Here is a 15,292-nt window from a genome sequence, read left to right on the forward strand (position 1 = left end):
ACGCCCGTCAAGCCGGTATCCCGGCGGCGAGCAGCTCCACGAAGCCGACGTCCTCGTTGGCCACGCCGAACACCTCGGCGCGGAGCATGGTCCGCTCGGCCCAGGCGCGGTGCGGCTTCACCTCGTTCATCTTGTTCGTGTAGGCCGAGCGAAGTACACCCCCGCCGCCGCGTTCCGGCCGCAGGATGTCCTGGGCGTCCGAGAACTCCTCGTGACTGACCACGGACAGCGCGTGCACGGGGATGACGTGGGACGGGTGGATGCAGGTCTTGCCGAGCAGTCCGTTGGCCTGGTCGAGGGAGATCTCCCTGAGCAGGCCGTCCATGGCGTGCTCGATGAGCCGGTTGCGCAGCTCCACGGCCTGCTCCTCCAGGAAGGGGCTGGTCCGCAGCATCGGCTTGAACATGCGCTCGGGGACCCGGAAGTACTCCCACACCGGCCCGGTCACCGTGAACCCGGTGCCGTCGGCCCGGCCCAGCATGTTCACCACGTCGGCGATGACGGAGGCGATGATCTGCACGTCGTAGGCGGTCATGTCGGGGGCCCGCCGCAGCCCGTAGGACGAGCAGAAGTCGGTTACCCCGAGGCGCAGCGCCAGCACCTTGTCGCGGTACTTGTCGACGGCGCGGGCGATGCCCTCCAGGGCGTCCACGCGCGTCTCCCGGTACATCAGCTCGGGCGTCTCCAGGACCGGCATGCCGAAGAGCCGGCGGCCGCTGCGCAGCGTGGCGCCGTCCAGGGCCTGCAGGAAGGGGATGCCGCGCTCCTCGGTGAACTTCGGGAACACGAATCCGGACAGCAGCGACACGCTCGCGCCCAGCCGTCGCACCAGGTCGGAGATCTGCTCGGGTTCGCGCACCCGGATGAAGAGCAGCGGCAGCTCCGCGCCGGCCCGCTGCCGCTCGGCGAGGTCGGCGAACTGCCGGACGAGGTTCTCCTCACCGGCGACCACGTCCTCGTCGCCGATGGAGTCCTCCAGGCACAGCACCATCGAGACCACGCCGAGTGCCGCCTGTTTGACGACGTCATCGGCGAGCCGCGGCCGGGTGGCCGGACTGTACAGCGTGGCGCCCAGCGCCGCGGAGAGCAGCCGGGCCGGGGAGTCGGCGGTGAACTCGCACGGCTCCTGGTGGAAAAGGCGCTGCCGCACCTCAGGTGCGATGTGCCCGAAATGACGCATAGAACTCCCCCGTGGCGTGGGCCGAGCCTGTGAAATTGGTAAAGGGTGGCCGGTAATAGTACGTACAAAGCCATGTCGGGGGTTCCCGTCGGGCATGAACTTCAGGTAACCCGCCTGTGTCGGCCGCAATGCCCCCCGCGTTGTCGTGACCAGGACCGAGAGGGCAGGATGACCGCATGACGCACGCGATGCTGAAGGGGTCGAACGTCCCCGTGGAAGCCACCACGGTCCGGGCCGTGCTGCGCTGGACGCCCGGGCAGGGAGTTCCGGACGTGGACGCCTCGGCGCTGCTCCTCGGCCCCGACGGACGCGTGCGCTCCGACGAGGACTTCGTCTTCTACAACCAGCCCCGGCACCCCTCCGGGAAGGTCTGGCGGCTCGGCAAGAAGCGGGTGGCCGAGGGCCTCACCGACACGATCCAGACAGATCTCCCCGGTGTCGAGCCCAATGTCGGCCGAATCCTCCTGGTCGCGTCGGCGGACGGCGTCCCGTTCGAACACGTACCCGCCCTGCGCATCCTGCTGTACGACGGCTCGGCGCCCGACGCCGAGGCGCTGGCCCACTTCGACATCAAGCCGGAGACCGGCGCCGAGACGGCCCTGATCTGCGGCGAGCTGTACCGCAGGGGCGAGGGCTGGAAGTTCCGCGCGCTCGGCGAGGGCTACAGCAACGGCCTCAAGGGCCTGGCCACGGACTTCGGCATCTCGGTGGACGAGTCCGAGCCGATGGAGGAGCCCCTGGCCTCCCTCCCGCTCCCGCCCGAACAGCCGACGTCGGTACCCGCCCAGCCCGCCTACGGCTACCCCCAGCCGGCCACCCACGCCTACCCGCAGCCCGCCTACACCCAGCCCCAGCAGCCGCAGTCGGGCTACGGCTACCCGCCCCCGGCCCCGATCCCGGTGGCAACGGTCCCGAACGCGGACTTCCGGCTGCCTCCCCAAGGGCCACAGTTCATCGGGCGGTGACCGCCCCGACTCAGGGGCGCTGGGGGTAGGAACTGCGCGAGCCACCGAGAACCACGCGCACTCACGCACTCACGGCGTCCCCACCCCCGTAGGCGGACTACCGCTCCGCCGTCTTGTATCCCCGCCCCCACTGCAGCCCCCACCCGTACAACCGGTCCAGCTCGCCCTGGAACCCGTACACGAACTTCACCTCACGCCGGACGACCAGCTCGCCCTTCACGTTCTCGATCATCACCACCGCACACGACCGCGCCTGCGGATGCCGTTCGTCGAGGCCTATCTCGATCCGCGGCCCGTTGCTCGGGTACAGCGTGACGATCGCGTGGGTGCGGTCGAAGGCCGGCGTCTGGTCGTAGATGTACACGAACACCAGCAGCCGCTTGATGTCGTCCCGGTGGTCCAGGTTGACGTACATCGTCTCGCCGGACGCCGAACCGAACCGGTCGTCGCCGCTGAGCTTGACGTAGGGCGGCGCGTTCACGTCCCCGAGCAGGCCGCCGAGCGGCTGGACGACCCCCTTCGTCCCGTCGGTCAGCTCGTACAGCGCCCCGAGGTCGAGGTCGACGTTGACCATGCTCTGCCCGTGGCCGGTCACCTCCGGCGGCCTGAGCGCCTTGAAGGGGTGCCGGAAGAGACTCTCCCGCTGCTCCCCGTCGAAGTCGGACGTCCGCATCCGCCAGCTCAGGTTGATGCGCAGGTTGCCGGTGGCCGCGCCCTGCTTGGTGAGGGACACCTGCTGGTGCCGCCTGGTGAGTTCGATGGAGTTGGACGCGGCGCTGCCCGAGTCGAACTCGGCCGCCTTCCCGCCCAGCAGCCCGTCGAAGAAACCCATTCCCGCCCCCAGTAACTCCTGAAAACGCCTGGGGGCGGCCGACCGCTCGGCCGCCCCCATCAGAGCGTTCCTCGTCGAGGAGGGCGTCACACCCTCCGTTTTCGGCCCGGCGAGCCGGTTCAGACCCCGGAGGGGACCTCGGCCTTGTCGTCCGACCCCGCGTTGCCCTCGGCCGCCGCCAGCCGCTGGTTGCGCCGTACCGAGGACCAGAACGACCAGCCGATCAGGACGACGCCGACGAGACCGGTGATGACCTCGTTGATCTCGTACTGGATGGTGACCATGAGGATCACGGCCAGCGCGCCGATGGCGTAGTGGGCGCCGTGCTCCAGGTAGACGTAGTCGTCCAGGGTGCCCTGGCGGACCAGGTAGACGGTGAGCGAGCGGACGTACATCGCGCCGATGCCGAGACCGAGGGCCATGAGCACGATGTCGTTGGTGATGGCGAACGCGCCGATCACGCCGTCGAAGGAGAAGGACGCGTCCAGGACCTCCAGGTAGAGGAACATGAAGAACGCGGCCTGGCCGGCCAGCAGGACCGGCGACTTCTTCCGGCCGGCGCGCTCGGCCTCTTCCTCCTCCTCGTGCTCGCGCTCCTCCTCGGCTTCGAGGCGGTCCTCGAAGAAGCCGGAGAGGCCGCCGACGATCATGTATGTGATCAGGCCGGCGATGCCGGCGATCAGGACCGTCTGCGCCTTGTCGGCGTGGCCGCCGCCGTGCTGGTGGGCGTGGGTGGCGAAGGTGAAGGAGGTGATCAGCAGGACGATCAGGGCGATGCAGACCGACAGCATGTCGACCTTGCCGAGCTTGGCGAGCGGGCGCTCGATCCAGCGCAGCCACTGGATGTCCCGGTCCTCGAAGATGAAGTCGAGGAAGATCATCAACAGGAACATGCCACCGAAGGCGGCGATCGCCGGGTGGGCGTCGGTCACCAGCTCCTGGTAGCGGTCCTTGTTGTTGAGCGCGAGGTCGACGGCCTCGATGGGGCCCATCTTGGCGGTGATCGCGACGATGACGACCGGGAAGACGAGCCGCATGCCGAAGACGGCGATGAGGACGCCGACCGTGAGGAAGATCTTCTGCCAGAAGGCGTTCATCTTCTTCAGGATTCCGGCGTTGACGACCGCGTTGTCGAACGACAGGGAGATCTCCAGGACGGCGAGGATCGCCACGATGCCGAAGGCCTCCCACCCCCCGTAGAAGACCGCGGCGACCAGGCCGAGCGCGGTGATCGCGAACGACCAGCCGAAGGTTTTCAGAAGCACTGGCTACCCAATCTTGTGTGTACGGGTCTCGCTCGCGCCGTACTCGGCTTTACCTACTGTTGACCACGAAGTGTAGAGGGCGCCGGTGTCCTACGGGTGGGTCGGGCCCTACATCCGGACCGATCGGTGCTATGAGACGTTCACACCGAAGTCGAGCGCGATACCGCGCAGGCCGGAGGCGTAGCCCTGGCCGACGGCGCGGAACTTCCATTCGCCCTGGTAGCGGTAGAGCTCGCCGAAGATCATGGCGGTCTCGGTGGAGGCGTCCTCGGACAGGTCGTAGCGGGCGAGCTCCTGGCCGTCGGCCTGGTTGACGACCCGGATGAAGGCGTTGGAGACCTGGCCGAAGGTCTGGCCGCGCTCGTCGGCCATGTGGATGGAGACCGGGAACACGATCTTGTCGCAGGTGGCGGGCACCTTGGGCAGGTCGACCAGAATCGATTCGTCGTCGCCCTCGCCCTCACCGGTGAGGTTGTCACCGGTGTGCTCGACCGAGCCCTCCGGGCTCGTGAGCTGGTTGTAGAAGACGAACCACTCGTCGCCGAGGACCCGCCCGCCCTGGCACAGCAACGCGCTGGCGTCCAGGTCGAAGGGGGCGCCGGTGGTGGAGCGGGCGTCCCAGCCGAGTCCGATCATGACGTTCGTGAGGTTCGGTGCGGCCTTCGAGAGGGAGACATTGCCCCCCTTGGCGAGCGTGACGCCCATGATGCTGGTCCTCCCCTAGCGGTGTTTCTCCGGTTGTCCTGCGCGTCCGGCGCCGACCGTAAACGGTGCGGCGCCGGACAGAGCGGACTTTCGAACGCCCCCGGGGCGTTCACCTGGCTCAGACGTTGACGCCGAAGTCCTGGGCGATGCCGCGCAGGCCGGAGGCGTAGCCCTGGCCGATGGCGCGGAACTTCCACTCGGCGCCGTTGCGGTACAGCTCGCCGAAGACCATCGCGGTCTCGGTCGAGGCGTCCTCGGACAGGTCGTAGCGGGCGATCTCGGCGCCGCCGGCCTGGTTGACCACGCGGATGAACGCGTTGCGGACCTGGCCGAAGGACTGCTGGCGGTTGTCGGCGTCGTAGATCGACACCGGGAAGACGATCTTGTCGACGTCGGCGGGGACCGTGGCCAGGTTGACCTTGATCACCTCGTCGTCGCCCTCGCCCTCACCGGTGAGGTTGTCACCGGTGTGCTCGACCGAGCCGTCGGGGCTCTTGAGGTTGTTGAAGAAGACGAAGTTCTGGTCGCTGGCGACCTTGCCCGCCGTGTTCAGCAGGAGTGCGCTGGCGTCCAGGTCGAAGTCGGTGCCGGTGGTGGTCCGGACGTCCCAGCCCAGACCGACGAGGACCGCGGTCAGGCCGGGGGCCTCCTTCGTCAGCGATACGTTGCCGCCCTTGCTGAGGCTGACTCCCACGAGTCCTCCCATGTGTGTCTGGGGCGGGGAGCCCCGTCGTGCTTCGGATACCGGATCAACGACTCGATCCTAGTGACGGGTTCCCGCCGCACGCAGGCCCTGGACCCCGAAGAATCACGGGGTGTCGGCCGTGCGGACCCCTAGGGGGCCCGGCAGGGGAGATCACAGCGCGTCGAGCGCCGTCACGTACTCGTTCAGGTCGCGGGCGTCCGGCAGGCCGTTGACCACGGTCCAGCGCACGACGCCCTCCTTGTCGATGACGAAGGTGCCGCGGACGGCGCAGCCCTTGCCCTCGTCGAAGACGCCGTAGGCGCGGGAGGTCTCGCCGTGCGGCCAGAAGTCGCTCAGCAACGGGTACTCCAGGCCCTCCTGCTCGGCGAAGACGCGCAGGGTGTGGATGGAGTCGTTGGAGACCGCGAGGAGCCGGGTGTCGCGGTCCTCGAACTTCGGCAGGTTGTCGCGCAGCTCGCACAGCTCGCCGGTGCACACACCCGTGAAGGCGAACGGGTAGAAGAGCAGCACCACGTTCTTCTCGCCGCGGAAGTCGGACAGCCGCACGGTCCTGCCGTGGTTGTCCTTGAGCTCGAAGTCGGGCGCCTTGTCGCCGACCTGGATCGCCATCGCTGCATCCCTTCGTCAGGGGCTGTTCGGGTGGGGACACCCTATGCGGCGGCTCTCGCGCGGCGATCACGGCAGGCCGGTGGACGGACCGGCGACCGGTCCGTCCACCGGTGCGGCTCAGCGCTTCTTGGCGGCGGCCTTCGGCGTGTTCAGCCGGCTTCCGTTCCAGTCCTTGCCGACGCTGACGCTCTTGGTCTGCGAGAGGCCGGCGGTCGTGACCGCCTCGCCGATGTCGCTCGGCTCGACGTAGCCGTCGCGGCCGGTCTTCGGCGTCAGCAGCAGGATCGAGCCACCTTCCTCGAGGAAGCCGAGGGCATCGACCAGCGCGTCCGTCAGGTCGCCGTCATCCTCACGGAACCAGAGCACCACGGCGTCGGCCACGTCGTCGTAGTCCTCGTCCATCAGCTCGTTGCCGATGGTCTCTTCGATGGACTCGCGGAGCTCCTGGTCGACGTCGTCGTCGTAGCCGATCTCCTGGACCACCTGGTCTGGCTGGAACCCCAGCCTGACGGCAGGGGTGGTCCGCTCCTCCGCGTGGTCCGCGGTCGCGCTCACGGGTTGCCTCCTGATCATGTCTTGGTGATGAACTCAGCCACGCGCGTGCGCGAAGCATTGGCCGTAGTCCACACGGGCGGGACGGATCGCGCAAGTACCCGGCCGTCCAGACCGCCGAAACGGTGACGATCCCGGCCGTGTCGCCGCAACTCCCGGCACCGTACCGCGGATGGGTGTGACACATACCACTCCCTTTTGCCCGCTATGTCCCTTTCGGAATCATCCTCACATACGACGGTCGAACGAGTTTGCCAAGCGCGTCACACCCCGGGCGTATCGTTGCGTTTTGGCCGGTCCCGAGTTACCTCACGGTAGAGATGACGTGCGCTGCCCCGGGGTGGACGATGGACAGCGGCGCAGGCAAGACGCAGGGAATGCAGGGAAAAACAGGGAATCAGTGCCCCTCTGACAGGTAAGGAACAGCGTGGCTTCCGGATCCGATCGCAACCCGATCATCATTGGCGGCCTTCCGAGTCAGGTTCCTGACTTCGACCCCGAGGAAACCCAGGAGTGGCTCGACTCGCTCGACGCCGCCGTGGACGAGCGCGGCCGGGAGCGGGCCCGTTATCTGATGCTCCGCCTGATCGAGCGCGCCCGCGAGCGGCGCGTCGCGGTGCCCGAGATGCGCAGCACGGACTACGTCAACACGATCCCGACCCGGGCCGAGCCGTTCTTCCCGGGCAACGAGGAGATCGAGCGCAAGATCCTGAACGCGACCCGCTGGAACGCCGCGGTGATGGTCTCCCGCGCCCAGCGCCCGGGCATCGGCGTCGGCGGTCACATCGCCACCTTCGCCTCCTCGGCCTCCCTCTACGACGTCGGCTTCAACCACTTCTTCCGCGGCAAGGACGACGGCCTCGGCGGCGACCAGGTCTTCTTCCAGGGGCACGCCTCGCCCGGCATCTACGCGCGCGCGTTCCTGCTCGACCGGCTCAGCGAGGCGCAGCTGGACGGCTTCCGCCAGGAGAAGTCGAAGTACCCGGACGGCCTCTCCAGCTACCCGCACCCGCGCTCCATGCCGGACTTCTGGGAGTTCCCCACGGTGTCGATGGGCCTTGGGCCGATCGGCGCGATCTACCAGGCGCGGATGAACCGCTACATGCACGCGCGCGGGATCGCCGACACCTCGAAGTCGCACGTCTGGGCGTTCCTCGGCGACGGCGAGATGGACGAGCCGGAGTCGCTCGGCCAGCTCTCCATCGCCGCCCGCGAGGGCCTGGACAACCTGACCTTCGTCGTCAACTGCAACCTGCAGCGGCTCGACGGCCCGGTGCGGGGCAACGGCAAGATCATCCAGGAGCTGGAGTCGGTCTTCCGGGGCGCCGGCTGGAACGTGATCAAGCTGGTCTGGGACCGTACCTGGGACCCGCTGCTCGCCCAGGACCGCGACGGCGTACTGGTCAACAAGATGAACACGACCCCCGACGGCCAGTTCCAGACCTACGCCACCGAGTCCGGTGCCTACATCCGCGACCACTTCTTCGGCGACGACCAGCGGCTGCGCGCGATGGTCGCGAACATGACCGACGACCAGATCCTGCACCTGGGCCGCGGCGGCCACGACCACCGCAAGATCTACGCCGCGTTCAAGGCGGCCACCGAGCACCGGGGCCAGCCGACGGTCATCCTGGCCAAGACGATCAAGGGCTGGACCCTGGGCCCGAACTTCGAGGGCCGCAACGCCACGCACCAGATGAAGAAGCTGACGGTCGCCGACCTCAAGGGCTTCCGGGACCGCCTGCACCTGCCGATCTCCGACCGGGAGCTGGAGTCCGGCCTGCCGCCGTACTACCACCCGGGCCGGAACTCGGAGGAGATCCAGTACATGCACGACCGGCGCAAGGGCCTCGGCGGCTACGTCCCGACCCGCGTCGTACGCTCCGAGCCGCTCGCGCTGCCGGACGACAAGACGTACGCGACCGTGAAGAAGGGCACGGGCCAGCAGTCCATCGCGACGACGATGGCCTTCGTCCGTCTCCTCAAGGACCTCATGCGGGACAAGGAGATCGGCCGCCGCTTCGTGCTGATCGCACCGGACGAGTACCGCACCTTCGGCATGGACTCCTTCTTCCCGAGCGCGAAGATCTACAACCCGCTCGGTCAGCAGTACGAGGCGGTCGACCGCGACCTGCTGCTCGCCTACAAGGAGTCCCCGACCGGCCAGATGCTGCACGACGGCATCTCCGAGGCCGGCTGCACGGCCTCCCTGATCGCGGCCGGCTCGGCCTACGCCACGCACGGCGAGCCGCTCATCCCGGTCTACGTCTTCTACTCGATGTTCGGTTTCCAGCGCACCGGCGACCAGTTCTGGCAGATGGCCGACCAGCTGGCGCGCGGTTTCGTCCTGGGTGCGACCGCCGGTCGTACGACCCTGACCGGTGAGGGCCTCCAGCACGCCGACGGCCACTCCCAGCTGCTCGCCTCGACGAACCCCGGCTGCGTGGCCTACGACCCGGCGTACTCGTACGAGATCGCCCACATCGTCCAGGACGGCCTGCGCCGCATGTACGGCGGTGACGCCGAGCACCCGCACGGCGAGGACGTCTTCTACTACCTGACCGTCTACAACGAGCCGATCCAGCACCCGGCCGAGCCGGCCGACGTCGACGTCGAGGGCATCCTCAAGGGCGTCCACCGGATCAGCGCGGGCACGGCGGGCACGGTCCCGGCGCAGATCATGGCGTCGGGCGTGGCGGTCCCGTGGGCGATCGAGGCCCAGCGGATCCTCGCCGAGGACTGGAACGTGAAGGCCGACGTCTGGTCCGCGACCTCCTGGAACGAGCTGCGCCGCGAGGCCGTGGCCTGCGAGCAGCACAACCTGCTGCACCCGGAGGAGGAGCAGCGGGTGCCGTGGGTGACGCAGAAGCTGAGCGGCGCCGAGGGTCCGTTCGTGGCCGTGTCCGACTGGATGCGCTCGGTTCCGGACCAGATCGCGCGCTGGGTGCCGGGCACGTACCAGTCGCTGGGCGCCGACGGGTTCGGCTTCGCCGACACGCGGGGCGCGGCGCGCCGGTTCTTCCACATCGACGCGCAGTCGATCGTGGTCGCGGTGCTGACCGAGCTGGCCCGCGAGGGGAAGCTCGACCGTTCGGTGCTCAAGCAGGCCATCGACCGGTACCAGCTGCTGGACGTCAGCGCGGCGCACCCGGGCACGGCGGGCGGCGACGCGTAGCGCTCCGTGAGGAGGCCGGTGGGCAACTGCGGGCCGGTGGGGGCCGGTCGCGCAGTTCCCCTCGCCCCTTCGGGGCGCGGTTGATGCCTACGATGCGCACATGAAGGAACAGCCCGCACAGGCCCGTTGGGAGCAGGTCACCCAACGGCCGTTGCTGGCGCTCGCGGTGGCCTTCGCCGTCGCCTACGCGCTGCCGATCGTGGACGGTTCCGCGGGGCATGTCCTCACCGCCGCGTGCACGGTGGCGGAGTGGGTGGTGTGGGGCTCCTTCGCCGTGGACTACCTGATACGGCTCGCGCTCGCGCCCCGCCGCAGGGAGTTCGTGCGGACGCACTGGATAGACCTGTGCGCGGTGGTGCTGCCGCTGCTCCAGCCGTTGCGGCTGCTGCGGCTGGTCGCGACGCTGATGCTGGTGGGGCGGCGGGCCCGGATGGCCTCGCAGATCCGGCTGACGACGTACGTCGTCGGCGCGGTCATCGGCCTGCTCATGTTCGGCTCGCTGGCCGTCCTGTCGGTGGAACGCGACTCGCCGAACGGGAACATCCGGACGCTGGGTGACGCCCTGTGGTGGTCGTTCACGACGATGACGACGGTGGGGTACGGGGACCATGCCCCGACGACCGGGCTGGGCCGGATGATCGCGGTGGGCCTGATGCTCTCCGGGATCGCCCTGCTGGGTGTGGTGACGGCGAACATCGCGACGTGGTTCATCGCCCGGTTCGAGAAGGACGACGTGGAGGAGCGCCGGCAGACGGAGGCGATCGCGCTGCTGACCGAGGAGGTACGGGCGCTCAGGGCTGAGGTGACGGCGTTGCGCTCACCGGCACTGGCCGGCTGCCGCTGCGCCCACCCTCCCCCACTCTCGGCTTCGCTCGAGCGGGGGGACCCCCATCGCCCCAGCGGCACGACTGCCCGCAGCTAGGAAGGCGATCGGGCTGCCCGCAGCCGGGAGGCCGGCGCGAGTGCAGCGCCCCGTAAGGGGCGCTGGGGGTACCCCCGCCGAAGGCTGGGGGAGGAACTGCGCGACCAGCCCCCACCCAGCCGCAGGGAACCGCGCAACCAGCCCCCACCCAGCCGTGGACTACAGCGGCGATACGCCACCCAGCCACAGCAGTGCCAGCAGTGTGTCGATCGCCCCCAGCACCACCGCCACCAGCGCCGGTATCGAACTCTTCGGGTTCCATGCCCGGCCCATCGAGAGCCACCCGCACACCAGCGCCGCAGGCCCCAGCACGATCCCCAGCGTGAAGAAGCCGGCGACGGCACAGATCGTGCCGACGATGCCCAGCGTGTCGCGGTCCAGCCCGGTCCGTGGACCTGTGCGGCCACGTGAACGGGGGTACCCGCGGGTTCGCTGCCCGAAGCTCGCCATCATCAACTCCTCGGTCTCCGTGACCTGTTCGGCTTGATGACCGGGTACCCCTGTTCCGTGCCCGCAGACCTGCCCGCGCGCTGCCCCCCTCCAGCAGCGCGCCGCGGCCAGCCCGTCCCCCCATGCCCTGCGGAGGACTTGACCCACTGTGACCTGCGGCGCGTGCCGGGGGCGAGGAATCTTTAGCGGACTCACCCTGATAGGTGAACTCCACCCCCGGAAACCGGACATATCGGCCCGGCGCGTTGCGCTAGATGTGACCCACGCCCGCGTCGGCGCCCGCGTTCTCGCCGCGCTTGGTGAACAGCGCGACCAGGATCGCGACCGCCGCCACCCCGGACGCGACGAGCGAGGCGAGGCTCATGCCGGAGATGAACGTGTCGTGGGCGACGTCGGAGATCTTCGCGGCGATCTCCGCGGGCGTGCCCTTGGCGACCGGCGCGACACCGACCTGGACGGCTTCCGAGGCCTGCGCCAGCTGCGCGTCGGTCAGCTTCGGCAGGCCCGCGTCGGCCCAGTTGCCGGGCAGGTCGCTGTCGACCTTGGAGGCCATCACGGCGCCGAGCACGGCCGTACCGAGGCTGCCGCCGATCTGCATCGCGGCCTGCTGGAGACCGCCGGCCACGCCGGACAGCTCCATCGGCGCGTTGCCGACGATGACCTCGGTGGCGCCGACCATGACCGGCGCGAGGCCGAGACCGAGCAGCGCGAACCAGAGGGACATGAGGGCGCTGCCGGTGTCCGCCTTCAGCGTGGACATGCCGTACATGGCGATCGCGGTGGCCGCCATGCCGCCGGCCAGCGGGATCCGCGGGCCGAGCTTGGTGATCGCCGCGCCGGCCAGCGGGGAGCCGACGATCATCATGCCGGTGAGCGGAAGGAGGTGGAGGCCGGCGTCGACCGGGTCCATCCCGTGCACGTTCTGCAGATAGAAGGTCACGAAGAACAGACCGCCCATGAAGGCGATGGCCATCAGGACCATGAGCACGACGCCCGCCGAGAGCGGAACCGAGCGGAACAGGCCGAGCGGGATCAGCGGCTCCTTGACCCGCGTCTCCCAGAAGGAGAAGAGGGCGAAGCCCAGCACCGACGCGGCGACGAAGGTCCACGTCTTGCCGTCGCCCCAGCCCCAGCTCGGCGCCTTGATGAGCGCCCAGACCAGGCAGAACATGGCGCCGGAGAGCAGGCCGATGCCGAGCAGGTCGAAGGAGCGGGGCGCGTTCTGCGCGCGGTGGTCGAGCAGCATCACCACGCCGAGGATCAGGGCGATCGCGCCGACCGGCACGTTGATGAAGAACACCGACTGCCAGCTGACGTGCTGGACCAGCACACCGCCGAGGATCGGGCCGCCCGCGGTGGAGGCGCCGATGACCATGCCCCAGATGCCGATCGCCATGTTGAGCTTCTCGGCCGGGAAGGTGGCCCGCAGCAGGCCGAGCGCGGCCGGCATCAGGAGCGCGCCGAACAGGCCCTGGAAGACCCGGAAGGTGACGACCAGGCCGATGCTGCCGGAGAGGCCGATGGCCCCGGAGGCCGCGGCGAAGCCGACGACGCCGATCAGGAACGTCTGCCGGTGGCCGAAGCGGTCGCCGAGCTTGCCCGCGGTGATCAGGGAGACCGCGAGGGCCAGGAAGTAGCCGTTGGTGATCCACTGGACCTGGGCGAAGGTGGCGCCCAGGTCCTTCTGGATCGCAGGATTGGCGATGGCCACGATGGTGCCGTCGAGGGCGACCATCATGACCCCGACGGCGACGGTTATCAGGGTGAACCAGGGGTGACCGCGCAGGCCGGCGGCCGGCGGCTGCTCCGGCAGGGCTGCTGCTGCCTTGTCCCCCGACCCCGCCGTGTCGATCGTGGTCTGACTAGTCATGCGTTCGAGGCTAGTGACAGCCACTGACAGTTGACAAACAAATTCACTAGTCAGTAACTGTCAGACATGGAAACGCTGCGCGAACGCAAGAAACAGCGCACCCGGGACATGCTGCTGCGGTCCGCACTCGAACTGTTCGTGGCCCAGGGCTACGAACACACCACCGTCGACGAGATCGCCGCGTCCGTCGACGTCTCGCAGCGCACCTTCTTCCGTTACTTCGCGAGCAAGGAGGACGTGGCCTTCTTCGTGCCGCGGCTGACCGAGGAGCACTACGCCGAGGCGGTGCGCCGCCGCCCGCCCGAGGAGCCCCCGCTGGAGGCGCTGCGCCGGTCGGTCATGGACAGCTGGGACACCATCGAGGAGGCGATCGAGCGGTACGTGCCGGTCGAGCTGTTCCTGCGCACGTACAAGATGATCGAGGCGACCCCGGTCCTGTTCGCCGCGCATCTGCGGCGCCAGGCGGAGACGGAGGAGGAGATCGCGCGGATCGTCGCCGGACGGGAGGGCGTCGACCCGGCAACCGATCCCCGGCCCCGGCTCCTGGTCGCCGTGTTCGGCGCGGTCATCCGGGTCACCGAGCGGCACTGGTCGGTGGGCGCCGACTTCAGCATCACGGCGATCCGCGAGCTCACCGCCTCCTACCTGGATCAGGTGGGGCCGGCGCTGACCGGGAACTGGCGAGAGGCCTGACACTCCGTCATGCGGGCCTGAGACAGGCCTCACGTTTGCCGAAACGTGATAACAGTCACTCAGTTAACGCGAGACCCCTTCGTTCTCCTAGTGTGTCCTCCCAGTGACTTCCTTCGACACCTCCCCGCCCCTCAACGTCTGGCGCGCACTGCTTGCCCTGGCCGTCGTGTTCGTGATGCTCGCGACCACCGGCTGGACCGCTCTGCGCACGCACCGCGAGACCACCGCCCTGCAGACCTCCCTCGCCAAGTGGGAGCGCGGCAGCGTCCACGGCCTGCACCTGCCGGACCCGGAGGCGTCGCCCGCGCTCCTCACCCGGTTCTTCACCTCGCTCACCGCGCAGGAGCGCGACCGGCTCGTGCACCGGTACCCGCTCGCCGTGGGCAACATGAACGGCGCCCCGGTCCAACTGCGCTACCGCGCCAACGACATCGCCCTCGACCAGCAGCGCGCCGTCGAGAAGAAACGCATGCACGACCCACGGCTCAGCGCGGCCGGACAGCAGGACGCCGGCCGTCGCATGCACCGCTACGAGGCGCTGATGGCGAAGGGCCGGCAGATCCTCGCCTTCGACCCGGACGGCAGCGGCCGGGTCGCCGAGGTGTTCGGCGACCTCACGAAGGCCGAGCGGATCTCCGTCGTCGTCCCCGGCGTCGACACCGACCTGCTCACCTTCCAGAAGACGAACCGCCCGTACAGCGCGCCGGTCGGCATGGCCAAGGCGCTGTACCGGGCGGAGCGCACGGCGAGTCCCGTGACCCGTACGGCGGTGATCGCCTGGGCCGACTACACCGCGCCCGACGGGCTCGGCGTGGGCGCCGCGACCGGCACGGCCGCCCAGCAGGGCGCCGTACGCCTCAACGCGCTGCTGCGCGCGCTGCCCGGAGACGCGCCCGTGTCGATGTTCTGTCACAGCTACGGCTCGGTGGTCTGCGGGGTCGGCGCGCACTCCATGCCGGACCGGGTGGCCGACATAGCGGTGGCCGCGAGCCCCGGGATGCGCGTCGAGAGCGCCTCCCACCTGGGCACCTCGGCCCGGGTGTGGGCGATGCGGGACGCCACCGACTGGATCCAGGACGTCCCCTACCTGGAGCTCGGCGGGCTCGGCCACGGCGCCGACCCCGTCTCCTCCGCCTTCGGCGCCCGGGTGCTGTCGGCGCACGACGCGCAGGGACACGCCGGCTACTTCGAGCCGGGCACGGACAGCCTGCGCAACCTCGCGGACGTCGGGATCGGCGCATACGGCGCGGTGACCTGCGCCCACGACGATGACGGGTGCCGGGCGGGTTTGTCCGGCACGTTGATGGCCGGACGCGCGTAGAGACAGCAGGAAGTGCGGTATGCGCGGGGATGGGACTGGGAAGCACG

General features: G+C 69.2%; 14 protein-coding genes. 5 read left to right on the forward strand and 9 right to left on the reverse strand.

Annotated features, from left to right (window positions below):
- Positions 1–7 precede the first annotated feature (7 nt).
- Positions 8–1,180 carry an HpcH/HpaI aldolase/citrate lyase family protein gene (locus tag AB0472_RS00850; RefSeq protein WP_366352168.1) on the reverse strand — a complete coding sequence of 391 codons (1,173 nt, stop codon included), beginning with the start codon at positions 1,178–1,180 and terminating at the stop codon, positions 8–10.
- 176 nt (positions 1,181–1,356) lie between these two features.
- Here AB0472_RS00850 and AB0472_RS00855 point away from each other — a divergent pair, with 176 nt between their 5' ends.
- Positions 1,357–2,145 (forward strand): TerD family protein, encoded by a 789-nt coding sequence (locus AB0472_RS00855; RefSeq protein ID WP_366352170.1) that lies wholly within the window; start codon positions 1,357–1,359, stop codon positions 2,143–2,145.
- 97 nt (positions 2,146–2,242) lie between these two features.
- Here the strand turns inward: AB0472_RS00855 and AB0472_RS00860 are convergent, their stop codons facing one another.
- The 6 genes from AB0472_RS00860 to AB0472_RS00885 all read right to left on the reverse strand — a co-directional run bounded on the left by AB0472_RS00860 (position 2,243) and on the right by AB0472_RS00885 (position 6,817).
- Positions 2,243–2,977, reverse strand: a complete 735-nt coding sequence (locus AB0472_RS00860; protein WP_366352171.1) for a Tellurium resistance — start codon at positions 2,975–2,977, stop codon at positions 2,243–2,245.
- Positions 2,978–3,096: 119 nt separating this feature from the next.
- Positions 3,097–4,242, reverse strand: coding sequence for a DUF475 domain-containing protein (locus AB0472_RS00865; RefSeq protein WP_366352173.1), 1,146 nt, complete (start codon positions 4,240–4,242; stop codon positions 3,097–3,099).
- A 129-nt stretch (positions 4,243–4,371) separates the two neighbouring features.
- Positions 4,372–4,947 (reverse strand): TerD family protein, encoded by a 576-nt coding sequence (locus AB0472_RS00870; protein ID WP_366352175.1) that lies wholly within the window; start codon positions 4,945–4,947, stop codon positions 4,372–4,374.
- A 118-nt stretch (positions 4,948–5,065) separates the two neighbouring features.
- Complete coding sequence (locus AB0472_RS00875) at positions 5,066–5,641, reverse strand: TerD family protein (RefSeq protein WP_360231231.1); 576 nt, start codon at positions 5,639–5,641, stop codon at positions 5,066–5,068.
- 162 nt (positions 5,642–5,803) lie between these two features.
- A complete protein-coding gene (locus AB0472_RS00880; RefSeq protein WP_366352177.1) occupies positions 5,804–6,262 on the reverse strand; it encodes a peroxiredoxin in 459 nt (152 codons plus the stop codon).
- A 117-nt stretch (positions 6,263–6,379) separates the two neighbouring features.
- Positions 6,380–6,817 carry a DUF3052 domain-containing protein gene (locus AB0472_RS00885; protein WP_207921612.1) on the reverse strand — a complete coding sequence of 146 codons (438 nt, stop codon included), beginning with the start codon at positions 6,815–6,817 and terminating at the stop codon, positions 6,380–6,382.
- Between the two features lie 424 nt (positions 6,818–7,241).
- Between AB0472_RS00885 and aceE the strand changes: the two genes are divergently transcribed.
- Together aceE and AB0472_RS00895 are read left to right on the forward strand one after the other, a co-directional pair.
- Entirely contained in the window at positions 7,242–9,989 is a 2,748-nt protein-coding gene (gene aceE / locus AB0472_RS00890) for a pyruvate dehydrogenase (acetyl-transferring), homodimeric type (RefSeq protein WP_366352179.1), read from the forward strand.
- Positions 9,990–10,089: 100 nt separating this feature from the next.
- Positions 10,090–10,911, forward strand: a complete 822-nt coding sequence (locus AB0472_RS00895; protein WP_366352181.1) for a potassium channel family protein — start codon at positions 10,090–10,092, stop codon at positions 10,909–10,911.
- Positions 10,912–11,070: 159 nt separating this feature from the next.
- Here the strand turns inward: AB0472_RS00895 and AB0472_RS00900 are convergent, their stop codons facing one another.
- Together AB0472_RS00900 and AB0472_RS00905 are read right to left on the reverse strand one after the other, a co-directional pair.
- Positions 11,071–11,364 carry a small hydrophobic protein gene (locus AB0472_RS00900; RefSeq protein ID WP_366352183.1) on the reverse strand — a complete coding sequence of 98 codons (294 nt, stop codon included), beginning with the start codon at positions 11,362–11,364 and terminating at the stop codon, positions 11,071–11,073.
- Between the two features lie 247 nt (positions 11,365–11,611).
- The gene (locus tag AB0472_RS00905; protein WP_366352184.1) at positions 11,612–13,231 is read right to left on the reverse strand and encodes an MFS transporter; all 1,620 of its coding nucleotides are present in this window, start codon (positions 13,229–13,231) and stop codon (positions 11,612–11,614) included.
- Positions 13,232–13,297: 66 nt separating this feature from the next.
- On the opposite strand from AB0472_RS00905, the gene AB0472_RS00910 reads away from it, so the two are divergent.
- Positions 13,298–13,924: a TetR family transcriptional regulator gene (locus AB0472_RS00910; RefSeq protein ID WP_366352186.1), complete on the forward strand. Its 627-nt coding sequence runs from the start codon at positions 13,298–13,300 to the stop codon at positions 13,922–13,924.
- 103 nt (positions 13,925–14,027) lie between these two features.
- Entirely contained in the window at positions 14,028–15,245 is a 1,218-nt protein-coding gene (locus AB0472_RS00915) for an alpha/beta hydrolase (protein ID WP_366352188.1), read from the forward strand.
- Positions 15,246–15,292 lie beyond the last annotated feature (47 nt).

This window comes from Streptomyces sp. NPDC086777, assembly GCF_040702065.1.
Taxonomy (GTDB): Bacteria; Actinomycetota; Actinomycetes; order Streptomycetales; family Streptomycetaceae; genus Streptomyces.

Coding starts and splice junctions, on each gene's coding strand:
- AB0472_RS00850 (WP_366352168.1), bottom strand. CDS start 1,180: ATGCGTCATTTCGGGCACATCGCACCTGAGGTGCGGCAGCGCCTTTTC.
- AB0472_RS00855 (WP_366352170.1), top strand. CDS start 1,357: ATGACGCACGCGATGCTGAAGGGGTCGAACGTCCCCGTGGAAGCCACC.
- AB0472_RS00860 (WP_366352171.1), bottom strand. CDS start 2,977: ATGGGTTTCTTCGACGGGCTGCTGGGCGGGAAGGCGGCCGAGTTCGAC.
- AB0472_RS00870 (WP_366352175.1), bottom strand. CDS start 4,947: ATGGGCGTCACGCTCGCCAAGGGGGGCAATGTCTCCCTCTCGAAGGCC.
- AB0472_RS00880 (WP_366352177.1), bottom strand. CDS start 6,262: ATGGCGATCCAGGTCGGCGACAAGGCGCCCGACTTCGAGCTCAAGGAC.
- AB0472_RS00895 (WP_366352181.1), top strand. CDS start 10,090: ATGAAGGAACAGCCCGCACAGGCCCGTTGGGAGCAGGTCACCCAACGG.
- AB0472_RS00900 (WP_366352183.1), bottom strand. CDS start 11,364: ATGATGGCGAGCTTCGGGCAGCGAACCCGCGGGTACCCCCGTTCACGT.
- AB0472_RS00905 (WP_366352184.1), bottom strand. CDS start 13,231: ATGACTAGTCAGACCACGATCGACACGGCGGGGTCGGGGGACAAGGCA.
- AB0472_RS00910 (WP_366352186.1), top strand. CDS start 13,298: ATGGAAACGCTGCGCGAACGCAAGAAACAGCGCACCCGGGACATGCTG.